Genomic DNA, 15,411 nt, shown 5'->3' with positions numbered 1-15,411 from the left:
GTCTGTCATGTCTGTTGTCACTGTTTGACGACCGGTAGAGACCGATATCCGTCTCACCCGTACAGCGGACAGCGACATAAAACAGATAGCTGCCTGTCAAAACCGGTGGAGGTTCGCTATCGGGCAGAGTGATATGAGCATAACCGAATGTGAAACGACTGTCGATGCGGTGGAACGAGGTCAGGCTGGTGGGACGGGTGAGGTGCGAACCGACAAAGACGGAGTTTTAGTCGCCCCAGCCAAAGCCGTGAGTATGAGTAATCGATGGGGGAGCGGTCGATGACCGGACGACGACTGCAGGCGATGTACGTCTTCGGTATTCTCCTCAACGCTGGCGCGCTGGTAGCCGCGGCGACGAACGGAGCGATGCTGTACGCCGTCACGTTCGGCATTGTCATGGTCTATCTGGGTGTTCGGTTCTGGATGGTACGCCAGAACTACGGTGCCCACTGACCGGCACTGCATAGCACTCGCACGGTTGCGACACGAATAGTGTGTGACTTGACTGGGTTCTGTTGTCACTCTAGCCTGCGCCTTAGCATCGTTAATAAAGCCGCAAGCAGTTCAGGTCCAGATCTATCCCACACGAGTACCCACGCTATCGTGATGGAACCGGTCCCCGTCTACGTCGAAACGGCGATCTACGGCTACTTTGTGCTCGTCTGTGCGATCGGCTGTTACCTCCACGGTCGACTCCGGTTTCGGTCGCGAGCCGGTCGGAACGAGACGTAAACTGGCATCACACCCGTCTCAGAGCCGGTTGCACTCGACCTTGACCTCACCGGTATCGTTGTTCACGTTTTACTGCTGATCGCTTTCCTAGCCGAGCGATCACCAGTACAGACCACCAACAGACCGTCTCAGTCCTCGCGCCGGAACACCCGGTAAGAACCCTGTCCAGTCGCAACCTCCTTCGTCTCGCCGTCCGGCGTCGTGCTTTCGACCGTTACCTCGCTGACGCCGACGGTTCCACCGACGCGGATCACGTTCGCTGTCGCCGTCAGATCACCCGTCGCCGGGCGCAGGTAGTTCACGTTCAGGTTGATCGTCGCGATCGACGCGTCGACGGGGTTCTCGAGTTCGGTCCGAAGCGCGAGACCGCCGACGGTGTCGATCAGTGTGGCGGCGATGCCGCCGTGGATGTCGGGGCGTCGATCGGTGTCGGTGGCCGGGCGGACATTCGTGAGCTTCTGGTCGTAGGGAATCGACATGGTCATCGTGCCGGGACCGACGTCGTCGACGCTGGTGCCGATCCACGAGAGGAAGTCCTGATACTCGTCGATATAGCTCTGGAGGAACTGTGCGATGTCGTCGTAGCCACCGTCGCTGGCGATATCGAGGGTTTCTTCGGTCATACTCTGTGGTCTGACACCAATTGTCTTGATAGCTGTGCTTTTGTGGTTCTCAGTTGTTGGACGTTTGCTGGGATTCGGGGGTCACTGAGCGTTCTGAACAGTGGGGAGACCCCGACAAACGTGAGGCAGTACTCGTCTTCGAATCCTACCGGGAACAGTACGGGAGGACGACGCCTACCAGGAACACGTGAACGCCACCGCGAGCGCACCGCAGGCGAATAACGCAAGCTCAAACCGGTGTTTCACCATGCCAAACAAACTTGAAACCGCTAGCCGTTGGTCGTCGTATGCAACCAATCTCCGGGACGACTGACAGGCGAACGATGCTCGCCCTTTCCGGTGCCTTTCTCGCCGGGATTGCGGGCTGTGCGGAGACGGGTGGCGACCCAGTGTGGACCGAGAACGACGTGGACGAAACCGACAACGAAGACGACGAAGACGACGAAGACGAGGGCCCAGTCGAACTCACTCTTGACGACGACTTCCCCGAACTCGAGTTCGTCACTGATCCCGAACTCGAGACGGACCTGCTCGCAGAGCAGATCCGCAGTAACGTCGCGTTCTCGCTCGACCTTCTCACCCAGCTCCGGTCGGACCAACCCGATGAGAACCTCTTTTTCTCCCCGTACAGCGTCTCCGTGGCGCTGGCGATGACCTACGCCGGTGCGCGTGGTGAGACGGCTGCCGAGATGCGTGAGGCACTGCGATACGAGCTGCCGGGAAGTGCCGACGACTGGTCGACAGCAACCGGATCCGATGACGCGACGCTCCACGCAGCCTTCGGTGCACTCGAGACCGAGTTCGATCGGCGAAACGAAGACGGGGAGGAAGTCGACCAGCCGCGGGGTGATTCGGTTGGAGATGATGACGATGCTACCGAGGACGAAGACGAGGATGAGAGCGAGGATGAGCTGGGCTTCCAGCTCTCGAGTGCCAACGCCGTCTGGGCGGCCGACGACCATTCGTTCGACGACGCGTATTTCGATCTGCTCGAGGCCTACTATGGGGCTGGCGAGCACCTTGTCGACTTCACCGGGAGTCCCGACGAGGCGCGAGAAGAGATCAACGCCTGGGTCGAAACACAGACGAACGATCGGATCGAGGACCTCCTGCCTGCTGGCTCGGTCGACGCCTCGACGCGGCTCGTGCTGACGAACGCGGTCTACTTCCTTGCGGCCTGGAAGCACGACTTTGACCCGGCGAACGAGCCGGAGACGTTCACCGGGCTCGCTGGTGCCGAGACCGAGGTCGAGATGATGCATCAGACGCAGGAATTGCGCTACGCTGAGCACGATGGCCACCAGCTCGTCGAACTCCCCTACGCCAACGAGGAGACGAGCATGGTCATTATCCTCCCCGCAGCAGGCGAGTTCGAATCCTTCGAGGAGTCGTTCTCGGTGGACGTGCTCGCGGCGATGCTCGACGATGCCTCGTATCCGCAGGTCGACCTCGCGATGCCGAAGTTCGGTATCGAGTCGAAGGTCAGTCTCGTCTCGATCATGCAGGAACTGGGGATGCGGCGGGCGTTCACCAGCGCAGATTTCAGCGGGATGGTCGACGGCGAGACGAGTGACCTGTTCATCGGCGATATCGTCCACCAGAGCTTCGTCGAGGTGGACGAGGAGGGAACCGAAGCCGCCGCGGCGACGGCTGTCATGATGCCGACCGCGGCTCCGCCAGAACAGGTTGACCTGACGATCGATCGGCCGTTCCTCTTCTACATCCGTGACCAGCCGACCGAGACACCGCTGTTTCTGGGTCGGGTTATCAACGGCGAGACGTTCGACGACTGACTCAACGAGTCGGCTCCGTCACCGGTATCCCGCTATTGCCCTCGAACGCGGACCTGTACCTGCTCGCCATCCTCAAACGGCCGCTTCGGGCAGATCAGTTTCGCACCGAAATCCGCATCTCGTGCACAGAACAGCGAGAGCCCCGTAATCGGGTCGCCGTTCGCCGTGACGACCACATCGTCCCACGTGATCGACCGGCCGTCGTCCGCGACCGAGCCGAGTTCGTCCCCGTTCAACGAGACCTGCGACGGGAGCCGGGTACTCGAGTACACACCGCCGCCGTCGTAATGCGGGAGCCCGCCGTCGAGGACGCCGCTCGTGTCGTTGTCGTCGACTCCGACACCGACGAATTCCTCGCCCGGATTCGGGTGCGTGGGCGCGTCGAGGACGGCGTACGTTTCGCCGGTCGCGACGACGGTTCCCGTGCCGTCCCACGCGAGTGGGCGGGGACGGACGGCCTCTGCGAGTTCGATCGAAACCGACCCCGACGCACGATACGGGTTCTGTGCCGGCGTTCGAAAGCCGACGTGGAGGTGGTTGTCGACCCACGGGGCGAAGAAGCCGGCGCGGACGAGGTTGCCCAGTGACTCTCCCGGTTCGACGCGGTCGCCGGCCTCGACGGCGGGGTCGACGTGGAGGATTCTGGCCGTCAGCCCTGCACAGTCACCGGGGCCGTCGCAGTCGATCAGGATGAGGTGATCGTGTTCTGGCGCGTACGGTTTTGGCGGTGCGCGGACCGTGCGCGTCTCGCGGACGGTGCCAGCGACGGGGCTCGGCGCGGCGGTCGTCCGGCCGTCGCGCAGCGTCCCGGGATAGAGGTCGATCGCACACCCAGCGTCGTGGGCTGGGTACGGCGAGTTGTACAGCGAGAAGCGGGCGTACTGACTCAGTACTGTCTTCGAGAGCGTTACCGTATCTGTCCCCGTCACATCGATCACAACCGTACCGACGACTCGCAGCGAGAGCGTTTAGGTGCGTCGACACGAACCCCGTGGTATGCGAGTGCTTCGCGGCCGCGCCGACACGATCGATGCTGACCGGCGGGCAAGCGAGTCGCTACTCGAGTTCGCCGCCGCTGGCGAACCCGCGGTTCGTGTCTGGCGGCCCCATCGACAGGTTGCTTTTGGCCGGCGTGATCGCAGGCAAGAGGGATACGACGTGGCCTACGAGGCTGCACGTGAGCACGGGTTCGCGCCGATCGAGCGATCGGTTGGCGGCCGTGCGGTCGCCTACGACGGCGAGACGACGCTCGCCCTTGCGCGCGCAGACCCGGTCGCGGACTTCCGGCGCGGGACCGACGCACGCTACGAACGTGTTACGGAAGCAACGGAGCGGGCACTCTCCGAACTGGGCGTTGATGGCGAGCGCGGCGAGCCGGCCGACGCATTTTGCCCTGGCTCGCACTCGGTGTCTGCCAGGCTTACCGCCGATGGCGGGAATCCGACGCTTGGCAAACTCGTCGGCCTTGCCCAGCGTGTTCGCCAGGATGCAGCCCTCACGGCAGGAATCGTCCTCGTCGGCAACCGAGAGGAGATCGGACCGGTACTCGAGTCGGTCTACGGCGCGCTCGGGCTTGCGTTCGATCCCGACTCAGTTGGGTCCATTGCGGCGGCTGGTGGCGAGCCACATCCGGCTGTGGTCCGCGCGCGGTTCGAGGAGGCACTTATCGGCGATGTCGACTCGGAGACCGTCACCGTCGAGTCTGTGCCGGTCGAGGTCGACTGGGGTCCGACTGATAGCAGCCAGTCGAACGGCGGTCCAGCGGCACAGCAACCTGAAATCGATGCGCCAGATGACACACCGTTCTGAGAGCGAGAGGTACTGTTTTCGGGCTCCGGTCCGTCGGTCACGAGTATGCAGACCGATATAGCGACAGACCGACGGCACGGTGGTCGTGCCGTGGAGGGTTCGCGATGAGCGACGATGGACCGACGACCGACGACCGATGGACGGAACTGCTCGCCGACGCGAACGCCATCGCCGCGGAGTACGAGGACGACGGCTGGGAATCGATCGTCCTCGAGCCGGCGTCCGTTTCGCCGGGCGAGGACGAGGAGCGTTTCGGTCTCGACGTTGGCGTCGGCCGAGAGACGTTCGAGCAGGTCGAAGCACACGTCGCGGATTCGGAGACGACGTTTGGCGACGCGGAAGTGTACTATCTGCCGGTCGACGAGGATGACACCACTCACGACGACACCCATCGTTTCGCACTCGCTGTCGAACGAGACGTGGACAACTCGATCGCCGTCTTCGTTCCGGTGACCTACTCCCTCCCCGAAGCGAAACCCGTTTTCGAGACGGCGCTTCTCGAGGAGGAGTTGTTGATCCACGTTCGGGCGATCAATTCGGACGAGACGGACCCGTGGGTGACGTTTTCTCACGACGATCCGTCACTGTTCCTCTCGAAATCAGACGTGCAGTCGTGGGAGTTCTCACCGAGTGAGTGACGACTGGAACTGACCCAGACTGGATCAGCAGGACCCAAACTCGAACGTCCCGTTCAATGCCATCGAGTGGTCGTCGTAGTACGCGTAGAGATTCTGCGGTGCGGTGTACTGGCCACCGTAGTGGCCCGCGGGACCGTTCGAGTCGATGATGTTGTCCGCGTGGTCCGTGGTGAACCGGAGATCTTCGCGCTCATAGACGAGGTCGTCGTCGAGCCAGTAGCGGACGATTCCGTCCGGGTTCGCTTCACCATCGGTCACGGTGTTCACACAGACGTAGTACTCGAACTCGTACCAGTTTCCGGGGACGATCTCGGGCTGGCCGAGCGCGTACGGCTCGCCGTCCATGACGAAATCGTGGTCCTGGTTCTGATCCAGATGGTACGTGTGCGAGAGGAGATAGAACGGCCCGTCGGGGTCCGATCCCTGATTGGTGATGTACAGTCGATTACTCCAGCCGTTCGTCCCATCGGGCATCCCACCGCCAGCGCTCCCCTCACCGAGCGCCATCGCACAGTTCCAGAGCCGGCAGTTCGCCGGATACCGGCCAGTCATCTCCCAGCCCGTATCGAGCCCGAACTGGACACGGCCGGTGAGCTCGAACAGACCGTCCTCGAAATCGTAGTGTGTGCTCGCACCCCAGTGGTCTCCTTCCTGCACGCGCAGTTGCAGTGCTCGCTCGCCGGAGGCCGTCGGATCGGCAACGAGGGCAAGCGACGCCGGGTCACCGTTCGACAGCCGATAGATGTCGTCCCACCTGTCGTAGTCGTCGTACTGCAGGTGAACCACGTCGTCCGGCCGACCGCACTGCGTCGTGTCCGGTGTCTGTGCTGCACCAACGCCAGTCCCGAACTCGAGTCCACCCACAACTCCCCCCAGTCCGAGCGCTCCCAGAACGCCACTCGCGCGGATCGTCTGCCGGCGGCTCAGGCTCAGGCTTGGGTTCTGGTTTTGCTTCAGGTTGTCCGCTGACGGGGTACTCGAGTCCACATTGGTAGCAGTTCGTGAGGTCGCGTGTCGATCACGACCGTCGTCGCTATCGGTCGTCCCGTCGTCGATTGCATCGTCGGTTTCGTGGGATGTCATGCACGACTCGCTCGCACAACGGGACGGTTAGTATCGAGTCAGCTACCAGATAGTCCCGATTCAGAAACGGTGTTTTCCGCCGATTACCATCGGAAAGAACGATTGTATTTGGTACAACTGTCTGATCGACGCTCCCTACTGGCCACATTCGCGCCGTGCGTGGCTACTCGTCTTCCTGCTCACGCAATTCCTCGCTCGCCTCGCGGACCTCGCGCATGACGCTGGAGATTCGCTCCTCGGCCTCGAGTTCGTCCTCGACGGAGAGGTCGACGCCCTCGACCTCCAACAAGAACTTCGCGACTTCGGTGGATTCGTACATCACGTCGTCGAGTTCCTCGGCGGTGAAGAAGTCACACATCGCGCCGTAGAGGAAGGTCGCGCCGGCGGTTTGGACCTTGTCTTCGAACGAGGAGCGGGCCTGGTTGACTGCCTGGGGTGTGTAGGTGTCGGTCATGAACGGCACGAGTTCGGGCAGGTTCTCGCCGATTTTGGTCATCTCGACGCCAGTTTCGGTCCGGAAGTCAGAACAGAGCCGCGCGATGGCCCACTCGCGGGCGGTGATATAGGTTCGGTCGCGCAGGAACTCGTTGACACGGTCGTACTGCGCGCCGTCCATCTTTGTGAAGCGGGCGTACTTCTGGACGTCTTCGGGGACGTCGGAGTCTTCGGGCTCGGTGTCCGGGACGCCGGGCATCGAGTCGGAGTCAGTGTTGGGATTTGCGTCTGTATTCGTATCTGTTCTCGTCTCAGACTCACCGTCTGACTCAACGACGGCCTGCTGACCCTCCCGTGTCTCTCGTTCGGAGCTACTCGCCGACGCCGCCGAATCGTTCGCTGGTGCGGCCGTAGCGGCGTCGCCGTCTGCTGGCGACTGCTCGCGTTCGCGTCGCTCGTTCGGTCCGTCCTCGTCCATGGCCGCCTATTCCGAGACGCGCGAGATAAGGATTGTTCTCGACGCCGGCAGTGACCGACAAGTGTCCATCTCGGGACAGCGGCTGAGTGTCACGATAAACTCCGCCTGCATTCTCGCGAGTTCTCCCGGATTTAAGTTTGTTAAGCGTCTTCGATACTGTATGTCACAGACGCCAGTCGTAGTGAAGGCCGTGCGGACACCACAGGGCAAGGAGGACGGTGTGTACGCCGATCTCCGAAACGAGGATCTCTCGGTCCCGCTCATCGACGAAATCCTGGCCGAGACGGGTCTCTCCGGCGAGGACGTCGACGACCTGATGTGGGGCTGTGCCCAGCAGCGCGACGAACAGGGGAACAACGTCGCCCGCGTCATCGCACTGCTCTCTGAACTCGGCGAGCACACTCCCGCAACGACGATCAACCGCTGGTGTGCCTCCTCGATGCAGGCAGTCATCTCCGCCTCGGACGCCATCGCCGCCGGCAACCGCGACGCGATCATCGCGGGCGGTGTCGAGAGCATGAGCCGCGTTCCGATGGGCGAGAACACGCACAACGTCCACCCACGGATGGCCGAACTGTACAACATGGGCGAGCTCCAGATGGGGATGACCGCCGAGAAGGTCTCCGAGGAGTACGGCGTCAGCCGCGAAGAGCAGGACGAGTACGCCGCACAGAGCCAGCAGCGCGCCGTCGAAGCAACCGAGGAGGGCCGCTTCGACGACGAAATCGTCCTGATCGAAACCGAGGACGGCACCGTCGAAGAGGACGAGGGCCTTCGCCCCGGCACGACCGCCGAGAAGCTCGGCGAACTGCCGACCGTCTTCAAGTCCGACGGCACCGTCACGCCCGGCAACGCCTCACAGATCTCCGACGGCGCGTCCGCGCTGCTCATCACGAGCAAGGAATTCGCCGAGGAGAACGACCTCGAGATCATGGCCGAAGTCGGCATGAACAACGTCGCCGGCGTCGACCCAACCGTGATGGGTATCGGTCCGGTCCCCGCAACTCGAGGCCTGCTCGAGCGTAACGGCCGCGACATCGACGAGTACGACCTCGTCGAACTCAACGAGGCCTTTGCCAGCCAGTCGCTCTATTCGCGCGACGAACTCGGCATCGACCCCGACAGCTTCAACGTCAACGGCGGCGCAATCGCCATTGGTCATCCACTTGGTGCCTCCGGCGCGCGCCTTCCCGTGACGCTGATCCACGAACTCCAGAAGCGCGGCGGCGGTCTCGGCCTGGCGACGCTCTGTGTCGGCTTCGGTCAAGGTGCAGCGATCGAGTTCGACGTGAAGTAACTGGACCGCGATTTCACGGTGCAGTGTTTGTCCGTGTCGTGGCGGTACTCGAGTCGCGCTCCATCTGATCGATAATCCGAGTCGGGTTGGTTCTGATTTTGATGTTGCCGTTGCTTGCGTCCTGCCACGGTTCCTGTGTACGGCAGTCAACTTACAACGCGTGGGCACGTAGCACAACCAATGGACCTGCTGCTCGTGGCTATCGTCGTCGGGATTCCACTCGCCTGGCACGTCGGGTTGACGGCGTTTACGTACTACGACGCCGGAAAGGTTGGACTCGAGCCGCCAACCAAGTGGGCAGCGATCACCTTCTTTATCCCGCTCTTTGGCTTCTTCATCTACCTCTTCGAGCGCAGCGAACTCGACTACGATCCAGAGACGGATCCGTATCGAGGACACAACTTCAACATTCATCCGTCTCGAGCCGACGACGCACCGCTTCGGTCGCGGGAGGACGATCAGGACTCGCCGTCGGATCGGTCGGATGACGAGGAAAACCGGCAGGAAACGTGAGTGCCGGCCAACTGTGTGACGTCACCGGTTCCGATGGTTCCGACCTGGCTGGATCGGATAGGAGGCGAGTGTACACCTCGACGATCACTCGCCGAACGCGAGCGTCTTGACCACGGCAGGAACGCTCTCGCCGCCTGCCGTCGGTTCGCCGACGTCGAGGTAGTCACCGCCGTCGACGGCGAGCTCGTCGAGGACCAGCAGGGATCGATCGGTCGTCCGCCGGAGTGTCTGCCCGAGAACCTTCGCACAGTTCTGGCGCGTAACGACGACGACCGGGAGCGTCGGCGGGATCGGCGCGAGTGCACTCTCGAGTGCGTCGGCGATCACCCGGATTCGATCGTACGTGAGGTCACCAACGTCATCGATCGACAGCGCGATCGCGTCGACCTCGCCGGGATCGTGATGGGACAATATCGCCGCGGTGGCAGCGTCGAATCGCTGTTTGAACGTCTCTTCTGTATCGGAAACGGGACCGGACACCGCCGCGACGGGAACGTTTCGCAGCGGCAACACCGACTCATCGAGCGAGATGGTCCGACCGCTGAGCGTCGTCGTCTCGGTACCCGCGCCGACGACGGTCGCCCGGATGTCCTCCGCGGGTTCGAACACCGACCACGATCGAACGGTCTCGTGGTCTGCGATCGCGGCCGCCAGACCGCCGCCGAGATCGCCGTATTCGAAGGGATCTTTCGGTGGTGTCCTGACGAGTCGACCGACGCCACCGCTGAAGACGACGCCGGAAAGAGCCGGCTGGTCGTCCGGGAGCGTGCCGATCGAGAGCGATCGGGTGAGGGCGTCGAACGGCGGTCCGGAACACGAGTCGACGATGGCGTCGACCATCGCGCTCATGAGTCTATCGCGGACGTCCGCATCGAGGGCACTCCCCACAGCGACCGGGAGATCGAGTGCGTCGGCGATTGTTCGGGCCGGCGGCGAGACCGACTCGACGTGGCCGTCGTCGTCGACCGTAACGAGTCGCCCACCGACGTCAAGACAGCGGGTCTCGGCGACGGTAACGTCATCGAACCCCATGCCGTCATCGCACGTCTGGCTGCCGTCGAAAATCGCGATGTTCGTCGTGCCACCGCCGACATCAACGTTGGCGACAGTCCCGCCGGTTTCGGCGGCGCGGGCCGCTGCGCCGGAGCCTCGTCCCGCGAGCACGGCCTCCAGCGCTGCCCCGGCTGTCGCCGCGACGAACTGTCCGGTGTCAGCGGCCAGACGGTGGACGAGCGGTTCGGCGTTCTCGCGACGGGCTGTCTCACCGGTGACGATGACCGCGCCGGTGTCGATCTCGGCGGGTGACACGCCCGCCGCCGTGAGTTCGCGGTCGACGAACGCTGCGACTCGATCGACATCGATCGTCTGGGAGTCGACGAGCGGCGTCTCCCGAACCTCCCCACGGTGGACGATTTCGCGATCGACGATCGCCGGGCTGGCGGCGTCGCCTGGCGGGGTCTCGATCTGCAGTCGGCTAACGATGGCGTGAGATGTCGTCGTTCCCACGTCGATGCCGATGCTGGTGAGCGGCCCCTGGAAGTCGGTCACGGTACGGTCACGACTCCGTTTCGAACTCCCGGTCGTCCTCCCGGAGATCGATTCCGCTGGCCTCCTGTTCGAGCACGTTCGCGAGCAGATCGACGAGTTCGGCGCCGGCTTCGACCGGTGGAAGGCCGCTGTCGTGAATGTTCGAGACGACTGACTTCTCGGCAGTCGGTCCGCCCCGTTCCGGCCCGTAGACGAAGTACGCACTCAGGCTCTCGGCCGTTCTGAGTCCGGGCCGTTCGCCGATGAGGATGACACAGCAGTCGGCCGCGAGCTCCTCTCCGATCACGTCCATCACGTCGACGCGACCGAACTCGACGAACACCGGCGTTCCGACATCGATGTCGCGCTCCGCGAGTCCGTCTTTCAGAACCGGCAACAACTCGGGGACGCTCGTCTCGACGGCGGTCGAGGAGAGTCCGTCACTGACGACGATCTGTACGCCCGGCGTCTCGGAACACTCCTCATGGAGTCGCGTAATGCTCTCCTCGGCAAGCTCTCGTCCGAGATCGGGACGGGCGAGGTACTGGTCCGCGTCGGCCACCCGTGTTCGGAGCGTCACCAGGTCAAGGTCATCGACGAGGGAGTCATCGACCCGTGAGAACACCGCATCGCGTGCGAGCCCGTGATCTTCACGGAACTCGAGAAGCGCGTCCGTCGGCGGTCGCGGGCCGGCCCGGCCGACGTCCAGTCGCGTCGGCGTCCGATCGGCGACACGCCGGAGCGTTTCCGCATCGGTACGGTCGTCGGTCGGGTCGGTCGCATTGGCGTTGGAGTCTGGTGTCATGGGTGATTACGCGAAGATCGTCGGGTCGCCCGCTCGGTCGGTCAGTCGTCCGTTGTGCCAGAGTCCCATCTCCGCGAGCCAGTCCCGGAACGCCGGGGCCGGCTCGAGATCAAAGAGTTCCCAGAGCGCGCCGGCATCGTGATAGCTGTTCGACTGGTAGTTGAGCATCACGTCGTCGCCCATCGGCACCGTGATGAAATAGTTCGTCCCCGCCGCTGCCAGCAGGACGGCGAGGTTCTCGATGTCGTTCTGGTCGGCCTGAATGTGATTCGTGTAACAGGCGTCGATCCCCATCGAGAGCCCGTGTAACTGCCCCATGAACACGTCCTCCAAGCCGGCACGGATGACCTGTTGGCCGTCATAGAGGTACTCCGGGCCGATGAAGCCGACGACGGTGTTGACGAGGAACGGATCGTACTGCTTTGCAAGCCCATAACAGCGGGCCTCGAGTGTAAGTTGATCGACGCCGTGGTGGGCGTCGCCCGACAGTTCCGCCCCTTGACCCGTCTCGAAGTACATCACGTTCGGGCCCGAGGAGGTACAGCGACGCCGAGCGAGATCGTAGGCCTCATCCAGCAGATCGACGTCGACCCCGAACTCGTCGTTGCCGGCCTCCGTCCCGGCAAGACTCTGGAAGACGAGATCCGCCGGTGCCCCCTGGCGCATGGCATCCATCTGGGTAGTAACGTGGGCGAGACAGCAGTTCTGGGTCGGAACGTCCCAGTCGTCGATGAACTCGTGGGTAGCTTCGAGAATGCGGGTCGTCGTCTCGACGCTGTCGGCGACCGGATTGACGCCGATCACCGCGTCGCCGACGCCGTAGGCCAACCCTTCTCGTATCGCACTGACCATGTTTTCGACATCGTCGGCCGGATCGTTCGGCTGCAGTCGAAACGAAAGCGTGCCCGACTCGCCGACGGTCGTATTACAACGGGCCGTGACCTCCATCTTCGAGGTGGCAAGCACCAGATCCAGGTTCGACATGAGCTTCGTCACCGCAGCAATCATCTCGCTGGTCAGCCCCGGTCGGATCGCCGCAATCTCGCGCTCACCGGTCGCGCTGTCGACGAGAAACTCCCTGAGATCGGCGACGGTCCAGTCTTTGAGTTCGTCGTATATCGGTTCCCGTACCCCATCCTGGATGACCCGTGTCACCTCGTCTTCCTCGTACGGGACGACGGGGTTTTCGCGCAACGTCTCGAGACGCATCCCCGCCAGCACTCGCTTTGCAGCGACGCGCTTGGCGTCAGACTCGGCTGCGATCCCCGCCAGTTCGTCTCCCGTCTTCGGTTCGTTGGCCGTCGCGAGAACCTCGACGACCGAGTCGAACCGACTTTTGACCGACGAATCAGTGGTTTCAATTGCCATGGGTTTGACTGGCATACATTATATCGAGGATCGGTATTATGCTTTGGTATTTGTTGACAAACCTCAGTTGTTCTACTGAATCTACAGTTGTATTCGGCACCGACCACGTCGGTATACAGGTACAGCGGTCCGTATCAGTCGTCGGCTGGTGTGGTGAAGCTTCCGTCGAACTGTTCTCTGGGCACCGTCCCGTCCTCGTTCCAGCCGCGTTCCTTGTAGTACTCGTCGAGCCCCTGCTCGAACTCGGGAATGTCGTACGGGAGGCTGTCGTCCTCGCGGTCGAAGCCGCGCTGGTTGTTGAAGTGGCGCTCGAGTGCGACTGTTTCGGCACCGACTGCCAGCAGTTCCTCGTAGTCGGCATCGAGCAGCGTCTCCATGCGCTCGGTGGTGACAAAGTCACGAGAGAACTTACAGAGGACGGCGCTGTCCTTGATCGCGTTGATGTTCTCGAGTTCGATGACCTTCGGTGGTTTGCCCTCGAGTCCGTCCTTGCTGAAGGCTTTCTCGGCGTCGACCAGCGGGTACTCGTAGGGGTAGAATTCGGCGTACATATGGTCGGCACCGCGATTCGAGGTCGCAAAGGAGAGCCCCTGTCCGTTCAGCGTGCGGCCGTCGTGAGCGGGGAACTCCATGCCTTTGACGCTCCAGTTGTCGACGCCGAGATCCTCGTGGACGCGGTCGATCCCTTCCGCGAGATCGTCGCCGATGCCCTCTCGGTGGGCAATCTTCTCGACGGTTTCGTGAATGAGGTCGACGTTGCCGAATTCGTCTTCGCTGGCGAGGTAGGCGGCGACGACGTCGCCGGCGGAAATCGTGTCCAGTCCGAGTTCGTCACAGAGCTTGTTCGACTGCATCACGTCGACGATGTCGTCGACGCCGGAGTTCGAGCCGAACGCCATGACGGTTTCGTACTCGGGGCCTTCGGTCTCGATGCCGGCCTCCTCGTCCTTCGTCGGGAGCTTGCAGGCGAACGCACAGGCCGAGCAGGTCCCTTTCTTGTACTTTTTCTCCTCGACACGGTCGCCGTTAATGCCTTCGGCACCCTCGAAGGAGAGCTCCGAGAAGTATCGCGTCGGCAGGGCTTCGACGGTGTTCGCGTACTCGGTCATCGAGGAGGTCCCCTGTCGCTTCATGATGTGGTCGGACTGGGCAGCCTCGCGGTGGACGTCCATTTGCAGTGGTGGGATCTCAACCTCGCGGGTGGAGTCGCCGTCGAAGGTGATCGCCTTGACGTTCTTCGACCCGAGGACGGCACCGAGGCCACCGCGGCCGAACGCGCGCTCTTCGGATGTCATAATCGAGGCGAAGCGGACTTCGTTCTCGCCACCGGGTCCGATCACGACCGTGTGTTCGGAGTCCAACCCGTGTTCGTCCTCGACGTACTCACAGGTTTCTGGCACGGTGGCCTTCTCGAGTTCGGGGACGGCTTCGAACTCGACGCCCTCATCAGTGACGTGGACGATGACGAGATCGTCGCTCGCGCCGGCAATTTCGACGGCGCTGTAGCCGGTACCGGTGAAGTTCCGCGAGAGGAAGCCGCCCGCGTTCGAGGAGAGCAGGCCGTCGGTCAGCGGCGAGACGCCGGTGGCCGACATGCGGCCCGTGAAGCTCATCGTCGAGTGCTGGAGCGGGCCGGTCGCGAGGTAGAGTCGGTTTTCCGGCCCGAGCGGGTCGGCGTCGAACGGGATGCGCTCGTGGGCGAGGGACGTCCCGAGCGCACGGCCGCCGATCGATGATTCGAGAACGTCGTCGATCGGCTCAGTTTCGACTGTTTGTTCGCCGACGTCGATCGTACACAGCGGTCCCCGGACGTGTTTCATACACGGTACCGTGGTACGCGCTCCGGCAAAATGATACCGGTTCTGTGACTAGGTCTGTTTGGCCCTCAATCGACTAGTTGGTTTAATCATTCAATCTCGGACAGTGTCATGAGGATTTTTGGAAGGGTGATCGAATATTACTCCGACTGCCGTTGGACAGTGATTCGTGTCGTCGAGGACGATCTCGAGTCGCCCGTCTCGAATCAGGCGGTCGATCTGGTCGTGCGTGAACCGACCATTGCACTCCTCGCCGGCGAAGGTAACGTAGCGCTCGGTTCGTTCGATGACGGTTGCGAGGGAGTCGCCAGTCCGGTAGTAGTAGCGAACGGTCGTGCCAGGGTGGAGGGCGTCCGCGCTCGTGCGATACGCCCAGCGGTGGAGGACCATAGGGCTGATGCTTGGGTGGGGGCTTGTCTGTCTTCTGGTCTCAGCGGTGCTAGCTGGCTAGCCGGTGAGCCATTGGCAACTGCACGTAAAATAGACAGCAACG

The 15,411-nt window shown here is 62.6% G+C and carries 16 protein-coding genes; 7 read left to right on the top strand and 9 right to left on the bottom strand.

Annotated elements, in window-relative coordinates; translation table 11 throughout:
• Window positions 1-279: 279 nt before the first annotated feature.
• Complete coding sequence (locus C482_RS21685) at window positions 280-453, top strand: hypothetical protein (RefSeq protein ID WP_006165528.1); 174 nt, start codon at window positions 280-282, stop codon at window positions 451-453.
• A gap of 153 nt (window positions 454-606) precedes the next feature.
• Window positions 607-732: a hypothetical protein gene (locus C482_RS22590; RefSeq protein ID WP_006165527.1), complete on the top strand. Its 126-nt coding sequence runs from the start codon at window positions 607-609 to the stop codon at window positions 730-732.
• A gap of 128 nt (window positions 733-860) precedes the next feature.
• Here the strand turns inward: C482_RS22590 and C482_RS01245 are convergent, their stop codons facing one another.
• Window positions 861-1,355: a PaaI family thioesterase gene (locus C482_RS01245; RefSeq protein ID WP_006165526.1), complete on the bottom strand. Its 495-nt coding sequence runs from the start codon at window positions 1,353-1,355 to the stop codon at window positions 861-863.
• A gap of 287 nt (window positions 1,356-1,642) precedes the next feature.
• Between C482_RS01245 and C482_RS01240 the strand changes: the two genes are divergently transcribed.
• On the top strand, window positions 1,643-3,148 hold the full coding sequence (locus C482_RS01240; RefSeq protein WP_049896367.1) for a serpin family protein: 1,506 nt from the start codon (window positions 1,643-1,645) through the stop codon (window positions 3,146-3,148).
• Between the two features lie 32 nt (window positions 3,149-3,180).
• Here the strand turns inward: C482_RS01240 and C482_RS01235 are convergent, their stop codons facing one another.
• On the bottom strand, window positions 3,181-4,086 hold the full coding sequence (locus C482_RS01235) for a hypothetical protein (protein ID WP_006165524.1): 906 nt from the start codon (window positions 4,084-4,086) through the stop codon (window positions 3,181-3,183).
• Between the two features lie 58 nt (window positions 4,087-4,144).
• Here C482_RS01235 and C482_RS01230 point away from each other — a divergent pair, with 58 nt between their 5' ends.
• Window positions 4,145-4,957: a lipoate--protein ligase family protein gene (locus C482_RS01230; RefSeq protein WP_006165523.1), complete on the top strand. Its 813-nt coding sequence runs from the start codon at window positions 4,145-4,147 to the stop codon at window positions 4,955-4,957.
• A 104-nt stretch (window positions 4,958-5,061) separates the two neighbouring features.
• Entirely contained in the window at window positions 5,062-5,595 is a 534-nt protein-coding gene (locus tag C482_RS01225; protein ID WP_006165522.1) for a DUF7529 family protein, read from the top strand.
• A 24-nt stretch (window positions 5,596-5,619) separates the two neighbouring features.
• Here the strand turns inward: C482_RS01225 and C482_RS01220 are convergent, their stop codons facing one another.
• Complete coding sequence (locus C482_RS01220) at window positions 5,620-6,678, bottom strand: hypothetical protein (protein WP_006165521.1); 1,059 nt, start codon at window positions 6,676-6,678, stop codon at window positions 5,620-5,622.
• 163 nt (window positions 6,679-6,841) lie between these two features.
• A complete protein-coding gene (locus C482_RS01215; protein ID WP_006165520.1) occupies window positions 6,842-7,591 on the bottom strand; it encodes a DUF5806 family protein in 750 nt (249 codons plus the stop codon).
• Window positions 7,592-7,751: 160 nt separating this feature from the next.
• Here C482_RS01215 and C482_RS01210 point away from each other — a divergent pair, with 160 nt between their 5' ends.
• Both C482_RS01210 and C482_RS01205 read left to right on the top strand, forming a co-directional pair.
• The gene (locus C482_RS01210) at window positions 7,752-8,888 is read left to right on the top strand and encodes a thiolase family protein (RefSeq protein WP_006165519.1); all 1,137 of its coding nucleotides are present in this window, start codon (window positions 7,752-7,754) and stop codon (window positions 8,886-8,888) included.
• Between the two features lie 180 nt (window positions 8,889-9,068).
• Window positions 9,069-9,401 (top strand): PLD nuclease N-terminal domain-containing protein, encoded by a 333-nt coding sequence (locus tag C482_RS01205; protein ID WP_006165518.1) that lies wholly within the window; start codon window positions 9,069-9,071, stop codon window positions 9,399-9,401.
• An 84-nt stretch (window positions 9,402-9,485) separates the two neighbouring features.
• Here C482_RS01205 and C482_RS01200 read toward each other — a convergent pair whose 3' ends face one another.
• From C482_RS01200 to C482_RS01180, 5 genes are all read right to left on the bottom strand, one after another.
• Window positions 9,486-10,949, bottom strand: coding sequence for an ethanolamine ammonia-lyase reactivating factor EutA (locus tag C482_RS01200; RefSeq protein ID WP_006165517.1), 1,464 nt, complete (start codon window positions 10,947-10,949; stop codon window positions 9,486-9,488).
• 7 nt (window positions 10,950-10,956) lie between these two features.
• Window positions 10,957-11,733: an ethanolamine ammonia-lyase subunit EutC gene (eutC, locus tag C482_RS01195; RefSeq protein WP_006165516.1), complete on the bottom strand. Its 777-nt coding sequence runs from the start codon at window positions 11,731-11,733 to the stop codon at window positions 10,957-10,959.
• 6 nt (window positions 11,734-11,739) lie between these two features.
• Complete coding sequence (locus C482_RS01190) at window positions 11,740-13,101, bottom strand: ethanolamine ammonia-lyase subunit EutB (protein ID WP_006165515.1); 1,362 nt, start codon at window positions 13,099-13,101, stop codon at window positions 11,740-11,742.
• Window positions 13,102-13,235: 134 nt separating this feature from the next.
• Window positions 13,236-14,921, bottom strand: coding sequence for an aldehyde ferredoxin oxidoreductase family protein (locus tag C482_RS01185; protein WP_006165514.1), 1,686 nt, complete (start codon window positions 14,919-14,921; stop codon window positions 13,236-13,238).
• Between the two features lie 90 nt (window positions 14,922-15,011).
• Entirely contained in the window at window positions 15,012-15,308 is a 297-nt protein-coding gene (locus C482_RS01180) for a hypothetical protein (RefSeq protein WP_006165513.1), read from the bottom strand.
• Window positions 15,309-15,411 lie beyond the last annotated feature (103 nt).

The sequence above is a fragment of the Natrialba chahannaoensis JCM 10990 genome (assembly GCF_000337135.1).
GTDB classification, from domain to species: Archaea; Halobacteriota; Halobacteria; order Halobacteriales; family Natrialbaceae; genus Natrialba; species Natrialba chahannaoensis.
This window is presented reverse-complemented; position numbering and strand designations above follow the sequence as displayed.

Bases quoted from the DNA above. Each gene is read 5' to 3' on its own strand.
- C482_RS01230 (WP_006165523.1), top strand. From the start codon at position 4,145: ATGCGAGTGCTTCGCGGCCGCGCCGACACGATCGATGCTGACCGGCGG.
- C482_RS01245 (WP_006165526.1), bottom strand. From the start codon at position 1,355: ATGACCGAAGAAACCCTCGATATCGCCAGCGACGGTGGCTACGACGAC.
- C482_RS01205 (WP_006165518.1), top strand. From the start codon at position 9,069: ATGGACCTGCTGCTCGTGGCTATCGTCGTCGGGATTCCACTCGCCTGG.
- C482_RS01190 (WP_006165515.1), bottom strand. From the start codon at position 13,101: ATGGCAATTGAAACCACTGATTCGTCGGTCAAAAGTCGGTTCGACTCG.
- C482_RS21685 (WP_006165528.1), top strand. From the start codon at position 280: ATGACCGGACGACGACTGCAGGCGATGTACGTCTTCGGTATTCTCCTC.
- C482_RS01180 (WP_006165513.1), bottom strand. From the start codon at position 15,308: ATGGTCCTCCACCGCTGGGCGTATCGCACGAGCGCGGACGCCCTCCAC.
- C482_RS01215 (WP_006165520.1), bottom strand. From the start codon at position 7,591: ATGGACGAGGACGGACCGAACGAGCGACGCGAACGCGAGCAGTCGCCA.
- C482_RS22590 (WP_006165527.1), top strand. From the start codon at position 607: ATGGAACCGGTCCCCGTCTACGTCGAAACGGCGATCTACGGCTACTTT.
- C482_RS01225 (WP_006165522.1), top strand. From the start codon at position 5,062: ATGAGCGACGATGGACCGACGACCGACGACCGATGGACGGAACTGCTC.
- eutC (WP_006165516.1), bottom strand. From the start codon at position 11,733: ATGACACCAGACTCCAACGCCAATGCGACCGACCCGACCGACGACCGT.
- C482_RS01210 (WP_006165519.1), top strand. From the start codon at position 7,752: ATGTCACAGACGCCAGTCGTAGTGAAGGCCGTGCGGACACCACAGGGC.
- C482_RS01240 (WP_049896367.1), top strand. From the start codon at position 1,643: ATGCAACCAATCTCCGGGACGACTGACAGGCGAACGATGCTCGCCCTT.
- C482_RS01220 (WP_006165521.1), bottom strand. From the start codon at position 6,678: ATGACATCCCACGAAACCGACGATGCAATCGACGACGGGACGACCGAT.
- C482_RS01185 (WP_006165514.1), bottom strand. From the start codon at position 14,921: ATGAAACACGTCCGGGGACCGCTGTGTACGATCGACGTCGGCGAACAA.